Origin of the sequence: Variovorax pasteuri (genome assembly GCF_051216435.1) — a bacterium.
Classification (GTDB): domain Bacteria; phylum Pseudomonadota; class Gammaproteobacteria; order Burkholderiales; family Burkholderiaceae_C; genus Variovorax.
The window spans coordinates 216,389-232,176 of record NZ_JBPJZS010000007.1 but is presented as its reverse complement, the minus strand read 5'-3'; the positions used below and the strand labels follow the sequence as shown (position 1 = coordinate 232,176).

Annotated in this window: 12 protein-coding genes; 9 read left to right on the top strand and 3 right to left on the bottom strand. The window is 68.1% G+C overall.

The annotated features are described in order from the left end of the window. The first annotated feature begins 84 nt into the window (after positions 1 to 84). From ACSFBM_RS24235 to ACSFBM_RS24220, 4 genes are all read left to right on the top strand, one after another. The gene (locus ACSFBM_RS24235; protein WP_435486657.1) at positions 85 to 2,433 is read left to right on the top strand and encodes an NADP-dependent malic enzyme; all 2,349 of its coding nucleotides are present in this window, start codon (positions 85 to 87) and stop codon (positions 2,431 to 2,433) included. Between the two features lie 180 nt (positions 2,434 to 2,613). Continuing rightward, positions 2,614 to 3,027 (top strand): guanyl-specific ribonuclease, encoded by a 414-nt coding sequence (locus tag ACSFBM_RS24230; protein WP_435486656.1) that lies wholly within the window; start codon positions 2,614 to 2,616, stop codon positions 3,025 to 3,027. 50 nt (positions 3,028 to 3,077) lie between these two features. Next, on the top strand, positions 3,078 to 3,503 hold the full coding sequence (locus ACSFBM_RS24225) for a barstar family protein (RefSeq protein WP_086011111.1): 426 nt from the start codon (positions 3,078 to 3,080) through the stop codon (positions 3,501 to 3,503). A gap of 77 nt (positions 3,504 to 3,580) precedes the next feature. Continuing rightward, positions 3,581 to 3,724 (top strand): hypothetical protein, encoded by a 144-nt coding sequence (locus ACSFBM_RS24220; protein ID WP_435486655.1) that lies wholly within the window; start codon positions 3,581 to 3,583, stop codon positions 3,722 to 3,724. A gap of 70 nt (positions 3,725 to 3,794) precedes the next feature. On the opposite strand, the gene rsmA is transcribed toward ACSFBM_RS24220, so the two are convergent. Genes rsmA through ACSFBM_RS24205 form a run of 3 tightly spaced genes read right to left on the bottom strand, consistent with a single transcriptional unit; the run spans position 3,795 to position 8,576 of the window. Then, the gene (gene rsmA / locus ACSFBM_RS24215) at positions 3,795 to 4,559 is read right to left on the bottom strand and encodes a 16S rRNA (adenine(1518)-N(6)/adenine(1519)-N(6))-dimethyltransferase RsmA (RefSeq protein ID WP_435439779.1); all 765 of its coding nucleotides are present in this window, start codon (positions 4,557 to 4,559) and stop codon (positions 3,795 to 3,797) included. A 7-nt stretch (positions 4,560 to 4,566) separates the two neighbouring features. Then, entirely contained in the window at positions 4,567 to 5,976 is a 1,410-nt protein-coding gene (locus tag ACSFBM_RS24210) for a peptidylprolyl isomerase (protein ID WP_435486654.1), read from the bottom strand. A gap of 20 nt (positions 5,977 to 5,996) precedes the next feature. Next, entirely contained in the window at positions 5,997 to 8,576 is a 2,580-nt protein-coding gene (locus ACSFBM_RS24205; RefSeq protein WP_435486653.1) for an LPS-assembly protein LptD, read from the bottom strand. A gap of 237 nt (positions 8,577 to 8,813) precedes the next feature. On the opposite strand from ACSFBM_RS24205, the gene ACSFBM_RS24200 reads away from it, so the two are divergent. The 5 genes from ACSFBM_RS24200 (at position 8,814) to ACSFBM_RS24180 (ending at position 15,770) form a co-directional block, all read left to right on the top strand. Then, positions 8,814 to 9,917, top strand: a complete 1,104-nt coding sequence (locus tag ACSFBM_RS24200; protein ID WP_435486652.1) for an aminoglycoside phosphotransferase family protein — start codon at positions 8,814 to 8,816, stop codon at positions 9,915 to 9,917. Positions 9,918 to 9,957: 40 nt separating this feature from the next. Beyond that, complete coding sequence (locus ACSFBM_RS24195) at positions 9,958 to 10,689, top strand: 16S rRNA (uracil(1498)-N(3))-methyltransferase (RefSeq protein ID WP_435486651.1); 732 nt, start codon at positions 9,958 to 9,960, stop codon at positions 10,687 to 10,689. Between the two features lie 138 nt (positions 10,690 to 10,827). After that, positions 10,828 to 12,183: a M20/M25/M40 family metallo-hydrolase gene (locus ACSFBM_RS24190; RefSeq protein ID WP_435486650.1), complete on the top strand. Its 1,356-nt coding sequence runs from the start codon at positions 10,828 to 10,830 to the stop codon at positions 12,181 to 12,183. A gap of 101 nt (positions 12,184 to 12,284) precedes the next feature. Continuing rightward, positions 12,285 to 12,746, top strand: coding sequence for a YidB family protein (locus ACSFBM_RS24185; RefSeq protein WP_435486649.1), 462 nt, complete (start codon positions 12,285 to 12,287; stop codon positions 12,744 to 12,746). Between the two features lie 105 nt (positions 12,747 to 12,851). Continuing rightward, positions 12,852 to 15,770, top strand: a complete 2,919-nt coding sequence (locus ACSFBM_RS24180) for a DUF4132 domain-containing protein (RefSeq protein ID WP_435486648.1) — start codon at positions 12,852 to 12,854, stop codon at positions 15,768 to 15,770. Positions 15,771 to 15,788: the final 18 nt, after the last annotated feature.

The window sequence follows — 15,788 nt, the reverse complement described above, 5'->3', positions numbered from 1 at the left end:
GCGTATGGCCTCTGCCAGGGGCCTTGCGGGGCGAGGTCTACAATCGGCGCCCCCAGAAGAAGCGCCACCAGGAGCTACAGGCACATGTCCGATTCGACCCCCTCGACCTCATCGACTCCCACGCCCGAAGACAAACGCGCCGAGCTGCGCCGTGCCGCCCTCGAGTACCACGAGTTTCCCGTCCCCGGCAAGATCGCCATCGCGGCGACCAAGCAGATGGTCAACCAGCGCGACCTGTCGCTGGCCTACTCGCCCGGCGTGGCCGCGCCCTGCGAGGAAATCGTCAAGGACCCGCTGAACGCCTTCAAGTACACCTCGCGCGGCAACCTCGTCGGCGTGATCAGCAACGGCACCGCGGTGCTCGGCCTGGGCGACATCGGCCCGCTGGCCTCCAAGCCGGTCATGGAAGGCAAGGGCGTCCTGTTCAAGAAGTTCGCCGGTGTCGACGTGTTCGACATCGAGATCGACGAGAAGGACCCGGTCAAGCTGGTCGAGATCATCGCCTCGCTGGAACCCACCTTCGGCGCCATCAACCTGGAAGACATCAAGGCCCCGGACTGCTTCTACGTGGAGCGCGAGCTGCGCAAGCGCATGAAGATCCCGGTGTTCCACGACGACCAGCACGGCACGGCCATCACCGTGGCGGCCGCCATGGTCAACGGCCTGAAGGTGGCCGGCAAGAACATCGCCGAGGTCAAGCTGGTCACCTCGGGCGCCGGTGCCGCGGCGCTGGCGTGCCTGAACCTGCTGCTCAAGGTCGGCCTGAAGCGCGAGAACGTGTTCGTCACCGACCTGGCCGGCGTGGTCTATGAAGGCCGCGAAGAGCTGATGGACGACGACAAGCGCCAGTACATGCAGAAGACCGACATGCGCAAGCTGTCGGAGGTGATCGTCGGTGCCGACGTGTTCCTGGGCCTGTCGGCCGGCGGCGTGCTGAAGGCCGAGATGGTGGCGAAGATGGCGGCCAAGCCGGTGATCTTCGCGCTGGCCAACCCGAACCCCGAGATCGCCCCCGAAGACGCCCATGCGGTGCGCGACGACGTGATCATGGCCACCGGGCGCACCGACTATCCGAACCAGGTCAACAACGTCCTGTGCTTCCCGTACATCTTCCGCGGCGCGCTCGACTCGGGTGCGACCACGATCACCGACGAGATGGAAATCGCCGCGGTGCACGCCATTGCCGACCTGGCCCAGGCCGAGCAGAGCGAGCGCGTGGCCGCTGCCTACGTCGGTGAAAAGCTGTCCTTCGGCCCCGAATACCTGATTCCGAAGCCCTTCGATCCGCGTCTCATGATGAAGATCGCGCCGGCGGTGGCCAAGGCCGCCGAGGAAAGCGGTGTGGCAACGCGTCCGATCAAGGACATGGACGCCTACCGCGACAAGCTGCAGAACTTCGTCTATGCCTCGGGCACGACGATGAAGCCGATCTTCGAAGCGGCCCGCCGGGCGCAGAAAAAGCGCGTGGCGTACTGCGAAGGCGAGGAAGAGCGCGTGCTGCGCGCCGCGCAGATCGTGGTCGACGAAGGTATCGCGCGCCCGACGCTGATCGGCCGCCCGGCCATCATCGCGCAACGCATCGAGAAGTTCGGCCTGCGCCTGAAGGAAGAGCTCGACTACGACATCGTCAACGTCGAACAGGACCACCGCTACCGCGACTTCTGGCAGACCTACCACCGCATGACCGAGCGCAAGGGCCAGACGGTGCAGACCGCCAAGATCGAGATGCGCCGCCGCCTCACGCTGATCGGCGCGATGCTGCTGCACAAGGACGAGGTCGACGGCATGATCTGCGGCACCTGGGGCACCACGCTGATCCACCTGCACTACATCGACCAGGTGATCGGCAAGCGCCCCGGCGGCTGCGAAAGCACGCCGCAGGACGTGCCGGTGTACGCCTGCATGAACGGCCTGCTGCTGCCCGACCGCCAGGTGTTCCTGGTCGACACGCACGTCAACTACGACCCCTCCCCCGAGGAGCTGGCCGAGATCACGACCATGGCGGCCGAGGAAATGATGCGTTTCGGCCTGAAGCCGAAGGCCGCGCTGCTGTCGCACTCCAACTTCGGCACCAGCAACGAGCCCAGCGCCATCAAGATGCGCAAGACGCTCGACCTGCTGCGCGTGCAGGCACCGTGGCTTGAGGTGGACGGCGAAATGCACGGCGACGTGGCGCTGGACAGCAAGCAGCGCGCGATCGTCATGCCGCACAGCGCGCTGGCCGGCGACGCCAACCTGTTGGTTTTTCCGAACATCGACGCGGCCAATATTTCGTACAACCTGCTCAAGACGGCGGCCGGCGGCAACATCGCGATCGGCCCGGTTCTGCTCGGCGCGGCCAAACCTGTGCACATTCTCACGGCCAGCGCGACTGTTCGGCGCATCGTGAACATGACAGCCTTGACAGTGGCTGACGCAAACGCCGAAAGATAGGCGCTTTGGCGAGAGTGGTCGCCAACTTAAAATACCACTCGCCCCCTTGGCGACTGCTCAAACTTTGGGCAGTCGCTTGCTATTTTCGCCAGCGTGGTGCACACTCGCGGGCTTGAATTTGCGGGTTAACCCCGAGGTTGGACGCCGATTCAAACCCCCGCTCTTTTCTTGTGGTGCCCCATGGCGGCTTACGCCTCGATCACGTCCTCTGTCAAAAAATTTGCGCTCGCCGGCCTGATGCTGGCGGCGTTGACGACCGGGGCCGAGGCCCGCGGATGGTTCGGCGCCGGAAAAACGTCCATCGAGGGAACGATCGCCCTGTCCGAATTGCCGGTGCAGGGCCAGCGAACCTACCAGTCCATCCTCAACGGTGGACCTTTCCGGTACGACAAGGACGGCACGGTTTTCGGCAATCGAGAGCGTCTTTTACCGCCGGCACGGCGTGGCCACTACCTCGAGTACACGGTGACAACACCCGGCTCGCGCAATCGTGGTGCACAACGAATCGTTTGCGGCGGTGAACAACGCACCAACCCCGAGGCCTGCTGGTACACAGCGGACCACTATGCAAGTTTCAGACGGATTGCGCCATGAGCGATGACAACGACCTGGGTGGCGCCCCGAAGCGCCCCGAAGAAATGATGATGACTATGGAAAGACCAGCGGAGATGACCTTATCCCTTCGTGCCGTACGCCCGAACATCGTGCAATCGATCCGCGCGTTCCGCGTGAACGACCTGCAGGACGCTGCCAACGCAGCCGGCCAGCACTTCCTGTACGCCAACCTGGGCAATGCCCAGACCAAGCAGGACGTGCTCGACCTGATCGCGCAGCAATTCACGTTCCCGGCCCACTTCGGGAAGAACTTCGATGCGCTGTACGACTGCATGACAGACCCGTTGCATAAATCGGGCCCGCAGCCAGGTTTCGTCATCGTGCTGGAGCAGATTCCGGCCAACGCCAAGTTCGACAAGGAAGCACGCGAGCAACTGCTCGACATCTTCCGCGACGCCTCGGACTACTGGGGCGACCGCAAGGTCCCGTTCCGGTGCTTCTATTCTTTTCTGTAGCCCGTTCTGCATCTACCAGCCAAGCAGAACGGGCGAACGAGGCTCAGCCCAAAGCTGAAACCCTCGATGGCATCGAAGTGAACACCACCGCAGCAGCAGCCACCGCCAGCACCGAGCCGGCCGGCGAAAAAATGCCGACCGACAAGCTCGTCGACGTGTCGCCGCTGGCGCTGCGCATGAGCAGCCCGTTCAACGCGGGTTACTGGCTCGCCGCCGCTTGAATCGGTTCAAGCATCGGCGCCTGGGCTTTCCCCGGCGCACATAAAAAAGCCCGTCTGTGACGGGCTTTTTTCATGGGGCCACGGCCTGCGCCAGCGCCACATATTCGTGCACGGGCACTTCCTCCGCCCGGCGCTGGGTGTCGAACTCGCCAGTGAAGCCATGCTCCTGCAGCCACTTGCCCAGCGTGTGCCGCATGATCTTGCGCCGCTGGCTGAAAGCCACCTGCACGATTTCGCCCAGGCGCTTCGCATCGACGACCGGCGGCTGCGCCAGCGGCACCATGCGCACCACGGCGCTGTCCACGCGCGGCGGCGGCTCGAAGCTCTCGGGCGGCACGAACAGCACGTTGGCCATGTCGTAGCGCCACTGCAGCATCACGCTCAGGCGGCTGTAGTCCGACGTGGCGGGCTTGGCCACCATGCGGTCGATCACTTCCTTCTGCAGCATGAAATGCTGGTCGGCCACCAAGTGGGCCGAGCCCAGCAGGTGGAACAGGATGGGCGTGGAAATGTTGTAGGGCAGATTGCCCACCACGCGCAGCGGCTTGGCCGGAAAGCGGCCCGCGAGTTCGGCGAAGTCGACCTTGAGCACGTCGGACTCGATCACGTCGAGCTGCGCATGCTCGCGCAGTCGCTTGGCGAGGTCACGATCCAGCTCGATCACGGTGAGCCGGCCGAGCCGCTCAACCAGCGGTTGCGTGAGCGCCGCGAGCCCCGGGCCGATCTCGACCATGGCGTCGCCGGGCTGCGGTGCGATTTCCCGCACGATCGCATCGATGATCCCGCCGTCGGACAGGAAATGCTGCCCGAACCGCTTCCTGGCGATGTGTGCCATCGGTGAATCAGGACTGCGGGGGTTCGCGGTATTCGACGTAGGCGCGCGCGCGCACTTCCTGCACCCAGGTGGTGAAGGCTTCCTCGACGCGCTGCTCGCGCAACGCCGCCCGCGCAGCTTCGCGCTGCTCGGACTGGCTCAGCTTGGCCTCGCGGCGGCCGACCACCTGGATCAGGTGCACGCCAAAGCGCGACACCACGGGATCGCTGATCTGGCCCGGCGAAAGCCGGTCCATCGCTTCCTCGAACTCGGGCACGAACTGGCCCGGGCGTGACCAGCCGAGGTCGCCGCCGGCCTTGGCGCTCGCGTCCTGCGAGTTGTCGCGAGCCAGGGCCGCGAAGTCGGCCGTACCGGCCTGCAAGCGGCGCTTGAACTCCGCCAGCTGCGCGACCGCCTGGGCCGTGGTGCGCTTGGGATCGCTCAGCAACAGGATATGGCGCACCTGCGTCTGGGTGACGGCGGCGTCGCCCGAACCGATCTGGGCCTTGGCCACCACCTTGAGCACGTGGAAGCCGGCGCTGGAGCGCACCGGTCCGGCAATGCCGTTCACCGGCGTCGATTGCGTGGCCTCGACGAACAGCGACGGGTAGCGGTCGGCGCTGCGCATGCCGATGGCGCCGCCGTTGGCGCGGTCGGGCGAATCGGAGTTGTCCTGCACCAGCTTGGCGAAGTCTTCGCCGGCGCGGGCGCGCTGGGCGAGGCCCTGGGCCTTCTGCTGCGCGGTGGCGATCTGCGCGTCGGTCGCGTTTTCCGGCACGGCGACCAGGATCTGCGCCAGGTTGAGGTTCTCCAGCGCGGCGTTCTTGACGGACACGTTGCGCTGGTCGCGCAGGTACTCGTCGGCCTCGGCGTCGCTGATCTTGACCTTCGACTCGACCTCGCGGTCGCGCAGGCGCGTGAGCAGCAGCTGGTCGCGCAGGTCGTTGCGGAACTCCTGCTGCGCAATGCCTTCGGCGGCCACGCGGCGGCGCAATTCGACCAGGCTGATCTCGTTCTGGCGTGCCACGGTCTGTTCGGCCTGGTCGATCGCCACCTCGTCGACCTTGATGCCGTTTTCCTTGGCGAGCTGGAGCTGCGCGCGCTCGGTGATCAGGCGCTCGAGCACGAGGCGCGTGAGTTCGTTGCGCGGCACGCGCTGCGCATCGGGGTTTTCCTTCAGCAGGCGATCCACGCGGGTGAGCACCTCGGTGTTGGTGATGGGCTCGGAGTTGACCAGCGCGACGATGAATTCCGCCGAGCGCTGCACCGGCGCCGCGGTAGGCGTGGCGGGCGTGGGGCGTGCGGCCGGCGGGCCCAGCCGCGGACCGGCGCGCATGATGTCCGTGATGCCGCCGCCGGAGCGAAAGCCCTGGGCGCCCGCGGTTGCAGCCATGGCTGCAAGGCAGCCGAGGGTGATGATGGAACGGATGTTTTTCATGGCTAGCTCGGTCAGTCGACTCAGTCGTAATTGGTGAAGCGGCTCGGCGCCTCGCCCGGTTGGCGCAGGGGTTCGTAGCGCTGGATGTTCTGCCGCAGGGCCTGCATCGGGCTGGAGCCGATGCTGGAGAACCCGACGAATTCGAGCTGGAACATGATGCGGGTGTTCGCCGTCACCAGGCCGGTGGTGGTGCGCTGCAGCACCACGCGCCCGATCCAGCAGCAGCCGTCGTACTCGAAGCCGAGCACCCCGTCGGTGAGCTTCTTGTCCTGCAGGCTGTAGTTGAGGCGGCCCACAGCGTACCAGCGTCCGCCGCCCTGGCCCTTGCCCGGACCCAGGTTCTTGCCCTTGTCGCCCCATAGGTCGTTGAGGGGCCATTGCCAGCCCACGTCGAACGACTTGCTGCCGTCGGTGGCGGTCGGGGTGGTGGGCGCCTGGTAGCGGAAGGCCGCGCTCAGGTTGTGGTACGGCTCGGGGTTGTAACGGGCACTGATGGCCGAACGCTCCGAGCGGCGGGTGTCGGGGTTGTACTGGACCACCGTGTCCAGGCTCCACTTGGGCGTCCAGTTGATCTGCGCGCCCACCAGCAGGTCGCTCGCGCGGTCGGTGACCGGCGTGCCGCCGGGCAGCGTGACCTTCTGGTCGCTGAAGCGCAGGCGCTGCGCGATGCCGAAACGCGCCGCCTCGACACCGGTGGCCGGGTCGATCAGGCGCGAGGTCACGCCGAGCGTGAGCGCATTGGTGTCCGAGACGCGGTCGCCGCCCGAGAACGCGTTCTCGGTGTAGATGGTCGCGAAGCTGAAGTCGTTGGCGGCCGAATCGTAGTTCGGCAGCATGCTCTGGTTGCGGTACGGCGTGTACACGTAGTACGCGCGCGGCTCCAGCGTCTGGCGGAAGGCGCGTCCGAAGTAGCTCGCATCGCGCTCGAAGATCAGGCCGCTGTCGAGGCTGAAGGTCGGCACCGTCCGGTTGCTGGAGGTCGGGAAGAAATACAGCGAGTTCGGGTTGTAGGGAATCCCGCCGACGTACTGCGTGCCGTTGATCGTGAGCTTCGGAATGTCAGCCTGCGGCACGTAGTAGCTGTACGACGCCGCGTTCACCATCACCTTGGGGATGACGAACGAGCTGGGCGTGATGAACGGCCGGCTGATCGAGGCGATGGCGGAGGCCCGGTCGCCGTCGGGCTGCGACTGCTGGTTGACGTCGTAGCCGGGCTGGCCGCTCAGGATCGTGTTGACCCGGAAGCGCGTGTAGTCCAGGTTGAGCGACACGTCGAAGCCGTGCCAGTCGTACTTGTTGTAGTTGGCCGTGATCTGCGGCATGCGGTCGTACGACGGCACGATCGGCGACAGGTTGTACTGGAGGTTCTGGTACTTCAGCGTGCGGACCATGCCGCTCCAGTCGTCCTTGGCCCAGTTGAGCGACGCGTCGTTCGGCAACTGGCGTTGCGCGAGCGACGGCGTGCGCGTGAAGTCACGCCAATAGTCGTTGTCGCTCACGCGGTTGATTGCGATGTTGGCCGACAGCGAGTCCAGGCCGAACGCCTTGGCGTCGAAGTCCTGGTGGTGATTGAGCCAGAGGCCCCAGCGCTTGGTGCTGTTGGGCGGGGCGGTCAGGTCCTTGGCCTGGATCTCTCCGTTCGCCAGCTGCTGCAGCTGGCTCGCGCGCAACTCGTTGTAGCGCTGGCCCACGAGGCGGTCGCTGCCCATCAGATCGAGCCGGGCCGTGCCGTTGTAGCCCTTTTCGAGGTAGCGGAACTCGTTGCTGAGGTTGAGCCCGCGCTTGCTCATGAGCGTGGGCGTGATCGTGGCGTCGCGGTTGGGCGCGATGTTCCAGTAATACGGCTGCGCGATCTCGATGCCGTTGTTGCTGTCGATGCCCACGGTCGGCGGCAGCAGGCCGCTTTTGCGATCGTTCGACAGCGGGAAACTCACGCTCGGAATGGGCGGCGTGGTGATGCCCATGAAGCTCAGGCGCGCATTGGTGGCCACGCCCTCGTTTTCCTCGGTGTCGGTGGTCAAGGTGGTTGCGGTCAGCAGCCATGCCGGCATCCAGCCGGGAAAGTCCTCGCGGCGGCAGGTGGTGTAGGTGGCTTGGCGGGCCACCGACACGTTGGCGTCGACGAAGTCGATGCGCTGTGCCTCACCGTGCGCCTCGTTCGCCAGGAACTGGTAGCGCACGTTGTTGAAGAAGCCCTCGAAGGTCTCCAGCTTGAGCTGCAGCTCCGGGCCTTCGTACACGTTGCCGCCCTGGTTGACCCGCACGTTGCCGGTAGCCTTGGCCAGGTCGTCGGGCTGGTAGTACTCGAGCCGGTCGGCGGTGATGGCGACCGGGCCGCGGCGCAGCGTGGCATTGCCTTCGACCACGGTCTCGAGGTCGGGGCGACCGGACATACGGTCGCCGGTGACCAGGCTGGGCAACTGGCCGCGCTCGGCGGGCGGCACGACCTCGGTCAACAGCGGCGTGCGCTTCAGCGTGAGCGGTCCGTCGAGGTTGGCCGCGGTCTGCGCGGACGCGCCGTGCACATGCATGAGGGCCAGCGACAGCACAGCCAGCGGCAGAGGCGGGCTCGAGCGCCGCAGGGTCACGCGTCGGCTCATCAAGCCTCCCGCCCGGCCGTTCCGAGGAAAGCCGGCGACTCCCCCGGGGAGAGCAGCGAGCGCGCAAGGTGCCCAGCGTGAGGGCTTTGGGTCGTAGGCATCGGTTCGGAACGAAAGATCGTCGGGGAGACGGCGCGGCAGGCCGGCGGGTTGCAGGGGCCGGCGGCGACCCCGGCCCGGCCGGAAGCCGGCCACGAGGGGTTGCCGCGCCAGGCGGATTTGTAGAATCGATTATCCATGACAGCACCCTTGCCCCCCGCCTCTTTGGCCCCGAGCCCCGCCGAGACCATTCTCTGGACCGATCCGCAACGTGCCGAGGCGTTCCGGGCCTGGCTGGCCGACGTGGCACCCGCCCAGCGGCTGCTGCCCGACACGGTGCGCCTCGCCTCGGCGGACGCGAGCTTTCGCCGCTATTTCCGCGTCGACACCACGGACCCGGTCGCCCCCACGCGCATCGTGATGGACGCGCCGCCGGACAAGGAAAACAGCGACCCCTTCGTCCAGGTGGCGCAGTTGATGGCCGAGGCTGGCGTGCTCGCCCCCACGGTGCTCGAGTGGGACCGGCTCCAGGGCTTTTTGCTGCTCGACGACCTGGGCCGCCAGACCATGCTGGACGTGCTCGACCCGGCCCGGCCCGACGCGAGCCGCCCGCTGTACGACCAGGCGATCGACGCGCTGATCAAGTGGCAGCTGTCTTCCAAGCCAGGCGTGCTGCCGCCCTATGACCGGGCGCTGCTCGAGCGCGAACTGGCGCTGTTCCCCGAGTGGTACATCGGCCGCCACCGCGGCGTGGCCATCGAGGGCAAGCTGAAAGAGCGGCTGGAGCGCAGCTTCAAGCTGATCGTCGACAGCAACCTGGCCTCGCCCAGCGTGTACGTGCACCGCGACTTCATGCCACGCAACCTGATGTTGAGTGCCGCCCCCAAGGGGGCGCTCGGCGTGCTCGACTTCCAGGACGCGGTCTACGGTCCCATCACCTACGACATCGCCAGCCTGATGCGCGATGCCTTCCTGAGCTGGGACGAGGAGTTCGTGCTCGACATCACCATCCGCTACTGGACCGCCGCGCGCAAGGCCGGCCTGCCGGTGGACGAGGACTTCGGCGCCTTCTACCGCGCGGTCGAGTGGATGGGCCTGCAGCGCCACCTGAAGGTGGCCGGCATCTTCGCGCGCCTCACCCTGCGCGACGGCAAGCCCAGGTACCTGGCCGACACGCCGCGCTTCATCGCCTATATCCGCGCCACCGCCAGCCGCTACATGGAGCTCACGCCGCTGGTGCGGGTGATCGACGAGGTCGAAGGCACCTCGGCCCTCACCGGCTTTGCCTACGGCCGCGTCTGACGCCCGCCAGATGGACCTGTGCCGCTACTGATTTCATAGCATGCCGCGTTTTCACTGTTCCGTGCCGCTGACCGCCGGCACCAGCCTGGCGCTGCCGTCCGGCGCCGCACGCCACGTGCAGGTGCTGCGCATGCAGCCCGGCGACGCGCTCACGCTGTTCGACGGCGCGGGCGGCGAGTACGCGGCCACGGTCGAGCGCATGGGTCGCAGCGACGTTTCGGTCATGGTCGGCGCCCACCAGCCGGTGGAGCGCGAGGCGCCGCGCGCCGTGCACCTCGCGGTCGGCATGCCGGCCAACGAGCGCATGGACTGGCTGGTCGAGAAGGCCACCGAACTCGGCGTCGCGAGCATCCAGCCGCTGGCCACCGCGCACGGCGTGCTGCGTCTCTCAGGCGAACGGGCCGAGAAGAAGCGGGCGCACTGGGAGGCCATTGCCGTCGCCTCTTGCGAGCAATGCGGGCGCAACCGCGTGCCGATGATCCATCCGGTGCAGTCTTTTGGGGGCTGGATCGATGCCCAACCGGTCCAACCGGCGGAATTGGCCGCCGTGCGCCTCGTGCTGAGCCTGGCCGACGGCACCCGCGCCGTGCACGCGCTGCAGGTGCCGCAAGACCGCGGCGCGCTCGTGCTGAGCGGGCCCGAAGGTGGCCTCAGTGGCAGCGAGGAACAGCAGGCCATCGCCCGCGGATTCGCGCCGGTCACCCTCGGCGCGCGCGTGCTGCGCGCCGAAACGGCGGCGCTGGCCGCGCTGGTGTCGCTCGCCGGGCTTTGATCCCTCCGCGGCAGGTGCCGGACAAAGGTCGAAAAGCTTCGAACAGAGGGCGAAAGGTGGGTGTTTTCCGCCACGCGCGCGTGGAGCAGTTGGGAAACAATCGTTACCTTATTAAGACAAAAGAAGGACTTTTGCCCCATGTCCCGCCTGCCTGGCGCGCTGCGCCTCGCCCCGCTCGTTCTTGCCGCGCTGTGCGCGGCCCAAGGCGCCAGCGCCCAGACCCCGGCCGTCGCCCCGGCGCCGGCGCAAGTGAGCCCCGAGGTCGACAAGGCCTACACCCAGCTGATGGCGTCCCCTGCCATCCAGAAGCTGCTCGACGCCGTCAAGGCCGACCATGAACGCTCGGTCGAAGACCTGAAGATGCTCACCGAGATCGAGGCGCCCCCCTTCAAGGAGCACAAACGCGCGGAGGCCTTCCTCGCGCGCATGAAGGCGCTGGGCCTGAGCCACGCGAAGATCGACGCCGAAGGCAACGTGGTCGGCCTGCGCAAGGGCATCGGCGGCGGGCCGAAGCTGCTCGTTTCCGCCCACCTCGACACGGTGTTCCCCGCCGGCACCGACGTGAAGGTGAAGGAGCGCGACGGCCGGCTGTATGCGCCGGGCATCGGCGACGACACGCGCGGCCTCGCCGTGCTGCTGTCCTGGCTCAAGGTGCTGAACGAGCACAAGGTGCAGACCGTGGGCGACCTGATGTTCGTCGCCAACGTCGGCGAGGAAGAGCTGGGCAACCTGCGCGGCATGAAGGCGATCTTTCGCGACCACCTCGACATCGACGGCATGGTGGGACTGGAGCCGTCCCCGCCGGGCGCCGTGCTGGTGCTGGGCACCGCGAGCCACCGCTACGAGGTCACGTTCCAGGGCCCGGGCGGCCACAGCTTCGGCGCCTTCGGCCAGGTGCCCAGCGCCATCCACGGCATGGGCCGCGCCATTGCGAAGATCGCCGACGTGCGCACGCCGAGCTTCCCCAAGACCACCTTCACCGTCGGCACGGTCGGCGGCGGCACCTCGGTCAACACCATCGCACCCGACGCGCGCATGGCCATCGACATCCGCTCGGACGACATGGGCGCGCTGCTCGAGACGGAAAAGAAGATCCTCGCCGCCGTCGACGAGGCCGTGGCCGAGGAAAACAGGCGCTGGAACGTGAACACGCTGAGCGCCAGCACCAGGCTCATCGGGGACCGGCCCGGCGGCCGCACGCCGCCGGACTCGGTGATCGTCGAGGCCGCGACGCGCTCGAACGCGGCCTTCGGCCACAAGACGATGCTGCGCGGCGGCAGCACCGACGCCAACGTGCCGATCTCGCTGGGCGTTCCCGCGATCATCGTCGGCGGCGGCGGCAAGGGCTCGGGATTCCATTCGCTCGCCGAGTCCATCGACGTGACAGACGCCTGGAAAGGCGCGCAGAATTCCCTGGTGACGGTGCTCGGGTTGGTGGGTGTGCAAGGGGTGAGCCCTGCATTGCTGCCCAAACGCGTGGCGCGTACCAAGTAATTTGTCACGTTGCCCGTTCGAAAGTGGCCATGCCACTTTCGATTCAAGGTCCGCTGCATTTAACAATGTTGTCGGTTCTGTCACACACCAAGGAAACGGCCATGGGATTGCTCGATTCGGTACTCGGTCAAGTGCTGGGAGGCGCTGCACAACAGCAGCAGCCGCAAGGCGGAGGCCTCGGCGGGCTGGGCGATCTCGGTGGCCTGGCCGGCGCGCTGGGTGGCCTGCTCGCGAACAATGGCGCACAAGGCGGTCTGGGAGGACTGGTCTCGAAGTTCGAGCAGGCCGGCATGGGCAACGTCATCAACTCGTGGATCGGCACGGGAGAAAACCAGCCGGTCTCGGGTGACCAGCTGCAGAACGCACTGGGCGGCGACACCATTGCCGCCATCGCGTCCAAGCTGGGCATCAATGCACAGACGCTGCTGCCGATGCTTGCGACCATGCTGCCGGCGCTCATCGACCAGCTCACGCCGCACGGCAAGGTGCCGGAGCAGGGCCTGGGCAACCATGAAGACCTGCTGGGTTCGCTCAGCGGCCTGCTGCAAGGCAGACAGTCCTGAGCGACGGCTGCCTCTTTCCCTCATTCCGGCGCCCGCGAGGGCGCTTTTTTTTGGCCTGCCGCCGTGGCCGACAATGCCGCTCGCATCAGTTCGAGGGAGCATGGCATGGCGGTCGGTGGCAAATCGAAAGAGGAAAAGGCGGCACAGGGCCTGCAGGCACAGCCCGACGGCAGCGTGCGCTGGACCAAGGGCATGCGCGAATCGCTCGCGCGGTTCAACGACCGGGCCTGCGGCCACTGCGGCGGCTTGCTGTCCACCGAGCGCAGCCTGGACGACAGCCTCGACTTCTATCGCCGGCACCGCGCCAGCTTCTACCCGCCCCGCGCCGCGCGGCTGCGCATGCTCGAGATGCACGGCGCCGCGGCCGCCGAGCTGTTCTTCGAGCCCTCGCCGCACAAGGAGGCCGTGACCGACCTGCTGGCCATCCACGACGCGGCGGTCGTGCGCTTCTTCGTGACGCAGGTCAAGCAGATCGATTGCAAGTCCGCGCTGGCCAAGCAGGCCGCGCGCTGGCCGCTGTTCGTGCTGCGTGCGCTGCTGTCGGCGAACCCGTCACGCCACCAGGCCGGCGCCGCGCTCGTGCTGGAGCTGCTGGCCGCCAACCCCGACTGGCAGGCGGCACTGGAAGCGTCGTGCGACGACAGCCAGCGCAAGACGCTCGCGCGCCTGCAGGAAGACGGCTCCGACGGCGTGACCGACGCCGCCCCCCACGCGTGGCCCGCGCTGCTGCGCCATCCACCGTGGAAGAACCGGCAGGCGCTCCCCGTCGTTCCCACGCTGGCGCTGCAGCCGCTGCCCGCCACCGCCGCGCTCCACTGGAACACGCTGCCCCCGCCGCAGTACCAGCAAGCCACCGGCGAGGCGTCCGACTGGCTGGCGCAGGAGGTGCGCGCCTTGCGCGCGCGCTCCGACGAGCAGGCCAGGGATTTCGCTCGCCAACAGCCCGAGGCGCCCGCGGCCATCCGCAACGGCGACCCCGTGCGCAAGGCGCTGTGGATGTTCGGCGTACGGCCGGAGCGCATCGACGACATCGCCGAGGGCCGCGCGGTGCAACCGGACGACTTCGGCGACATGCCAGGCAGCGCCTGGGCCACGGCCGACTACATCTGGCAGCTGCCGCCGCAGCTGGCCATGGCGGTGTTCACGCACGGGCCGGCGCAGATGCACGCGCTGAGCGACGCGGGCCGCATCCGTCCGGTCCTCCATCACTTCGGCGTCGCCGCGCTGCCGGCGTTGCCGCACTACCTGCGGCACGGCGCGCGCGCCATGTTCGAGCTGGCGTCGGCCATCGAGTGGGACCCGCTGGCGGGCTGGATCGCCAAGGGCCTGCATACCAACCGCTGGGTGCGGCGCGAGGCCGGCGAATGGCTGGCCCGCTATCCCGACGCGGCCGCGCGCGGGCTCATTCCCGCTGCCTTGGGCGAACCCGGCCCCGCGCATGAAGCCGCCCAGGCCGCACTGCGCTGGCTGCACGCGGCCGGCCATGCCGACGCCGTGCGCCGGCAGGCCGCTGCCTACGGCGCCGAGGCCGCCGACGCGGTGGCGACGCTGCTGGCCATCGCGCCCGAAGACCTGCTGCCCGACGGCCTGCCCGTGCTGCCCAAGACACTGCCGCTCGCGGCGCTGCCCCGGCTGATCCTGAAGGGCAGCGGCCACGCGCTGCCGCAGGCCTGCGTGCCGGACGTGCTGATGGCCATGATGCTCGGCCGCCCCGACGCCCCCTACCCGGGGCTGCCCGCGCTGCTGGACACGCTGGCGCCCGACGCCCTCGCGCGCTTCGGCCGCGCGCTGCTGGCCTGGTGGATCGGCAACGGCCGCCCGAGCAAGGAGCGCTGGATGTTCGCACTGCAGGGCCGCCTGGGTGACGACGAAACGGCCCGCCAGCTCTACGGCCTGCTGCGCCAGTGGCGCGCCGCGCTCGACCGCGTGCGCGCCTACGACGCCATGGCCATGCTCGGCGACATCGGCAGCGACGCCGCCCTGATGCACCTGGCCGAGCTCGCGCGCCAGACCCGCTACGACGACCTGCGCACCCGCGCCGACCGCATGCTGGGCGAGGTGGCCGAGCAGCGCGGCCTGAGCCTCGACCAGTTGGCCGACCGCACCGTGCCCGACCTGGGCCTGGACGCGCGCGCGCGGCTCACGCTCGACTTCGGCCCGCGCACGTTCGAAGTGCGCATGGACGACCATTTCCAGCCCGTGGTGCACGACGCCCGGGGCAAGGTGCTCAAGACGCTGCCCAAGCCCGGCGCGAACGACGAGCCCGGCAAGGCCGCCACCGCGACCACGCAGCTGAAAGACCTGCGCAAGCTGGCCAAGACCGTCGCCACCACGCAGGTCAAGCGGCTCGAAGCCGCCATGTGCGCGCAGCGCCGCTGGGGCGTCGACGAGTTTTTGCCCTTCTTCGCGAACCACCCGGTGCTGCGCGTATTCAGCCGGCCGCTGGTGTGGGGCCTGTTCGATGCGTCGAACCGGCTCGAAGGCAGCTTCCGCGTGAGCGCCGAAGGCGAGCTGACCGACCTGCAGGACGACCCTGTCGCGCTGCCGGACACCGCGCGCATCGGCCTGCCCCACCCGCTGGAGATGGCCGCGCTCGACACGGCGCTGGCCCCCGCCTGGGCCGCGGTGCTGGCCGACTACGAAATCATGCAGCCCTTCGAGCAGCTGACGCGCCAGACCTTCATGTGCGACGAGGCGCTGCGCACGCGCCGCGATCTCCCGCACTGGGCCGGCCGGCAGGTGTCGAACGCCGGCCTGATGGGGCTGGAGGCGCGCGGCTGGCTGCGCGAGGTGGGCGACGGCGGCATGGTCGACAGCTTCAACAAGACACTGCCCGGCGGGCGGCGCCTCTGCGTGCAGCTGGAAGAAGGCTGGTTCGTGCAGGACAGCCCCGACGGCAAGGCGCTGCAGACGGTGCGCGCGGTGGCGCTGGACGGCACGCAAGGCTCGCTGGGCGACCTGTCGCCGATCGCCTTCAGCGAGATCGAGCGCGACCTGCAGCGCGTGATACGGGACGCCCCATGAACCGCGACCCCCGGCTGC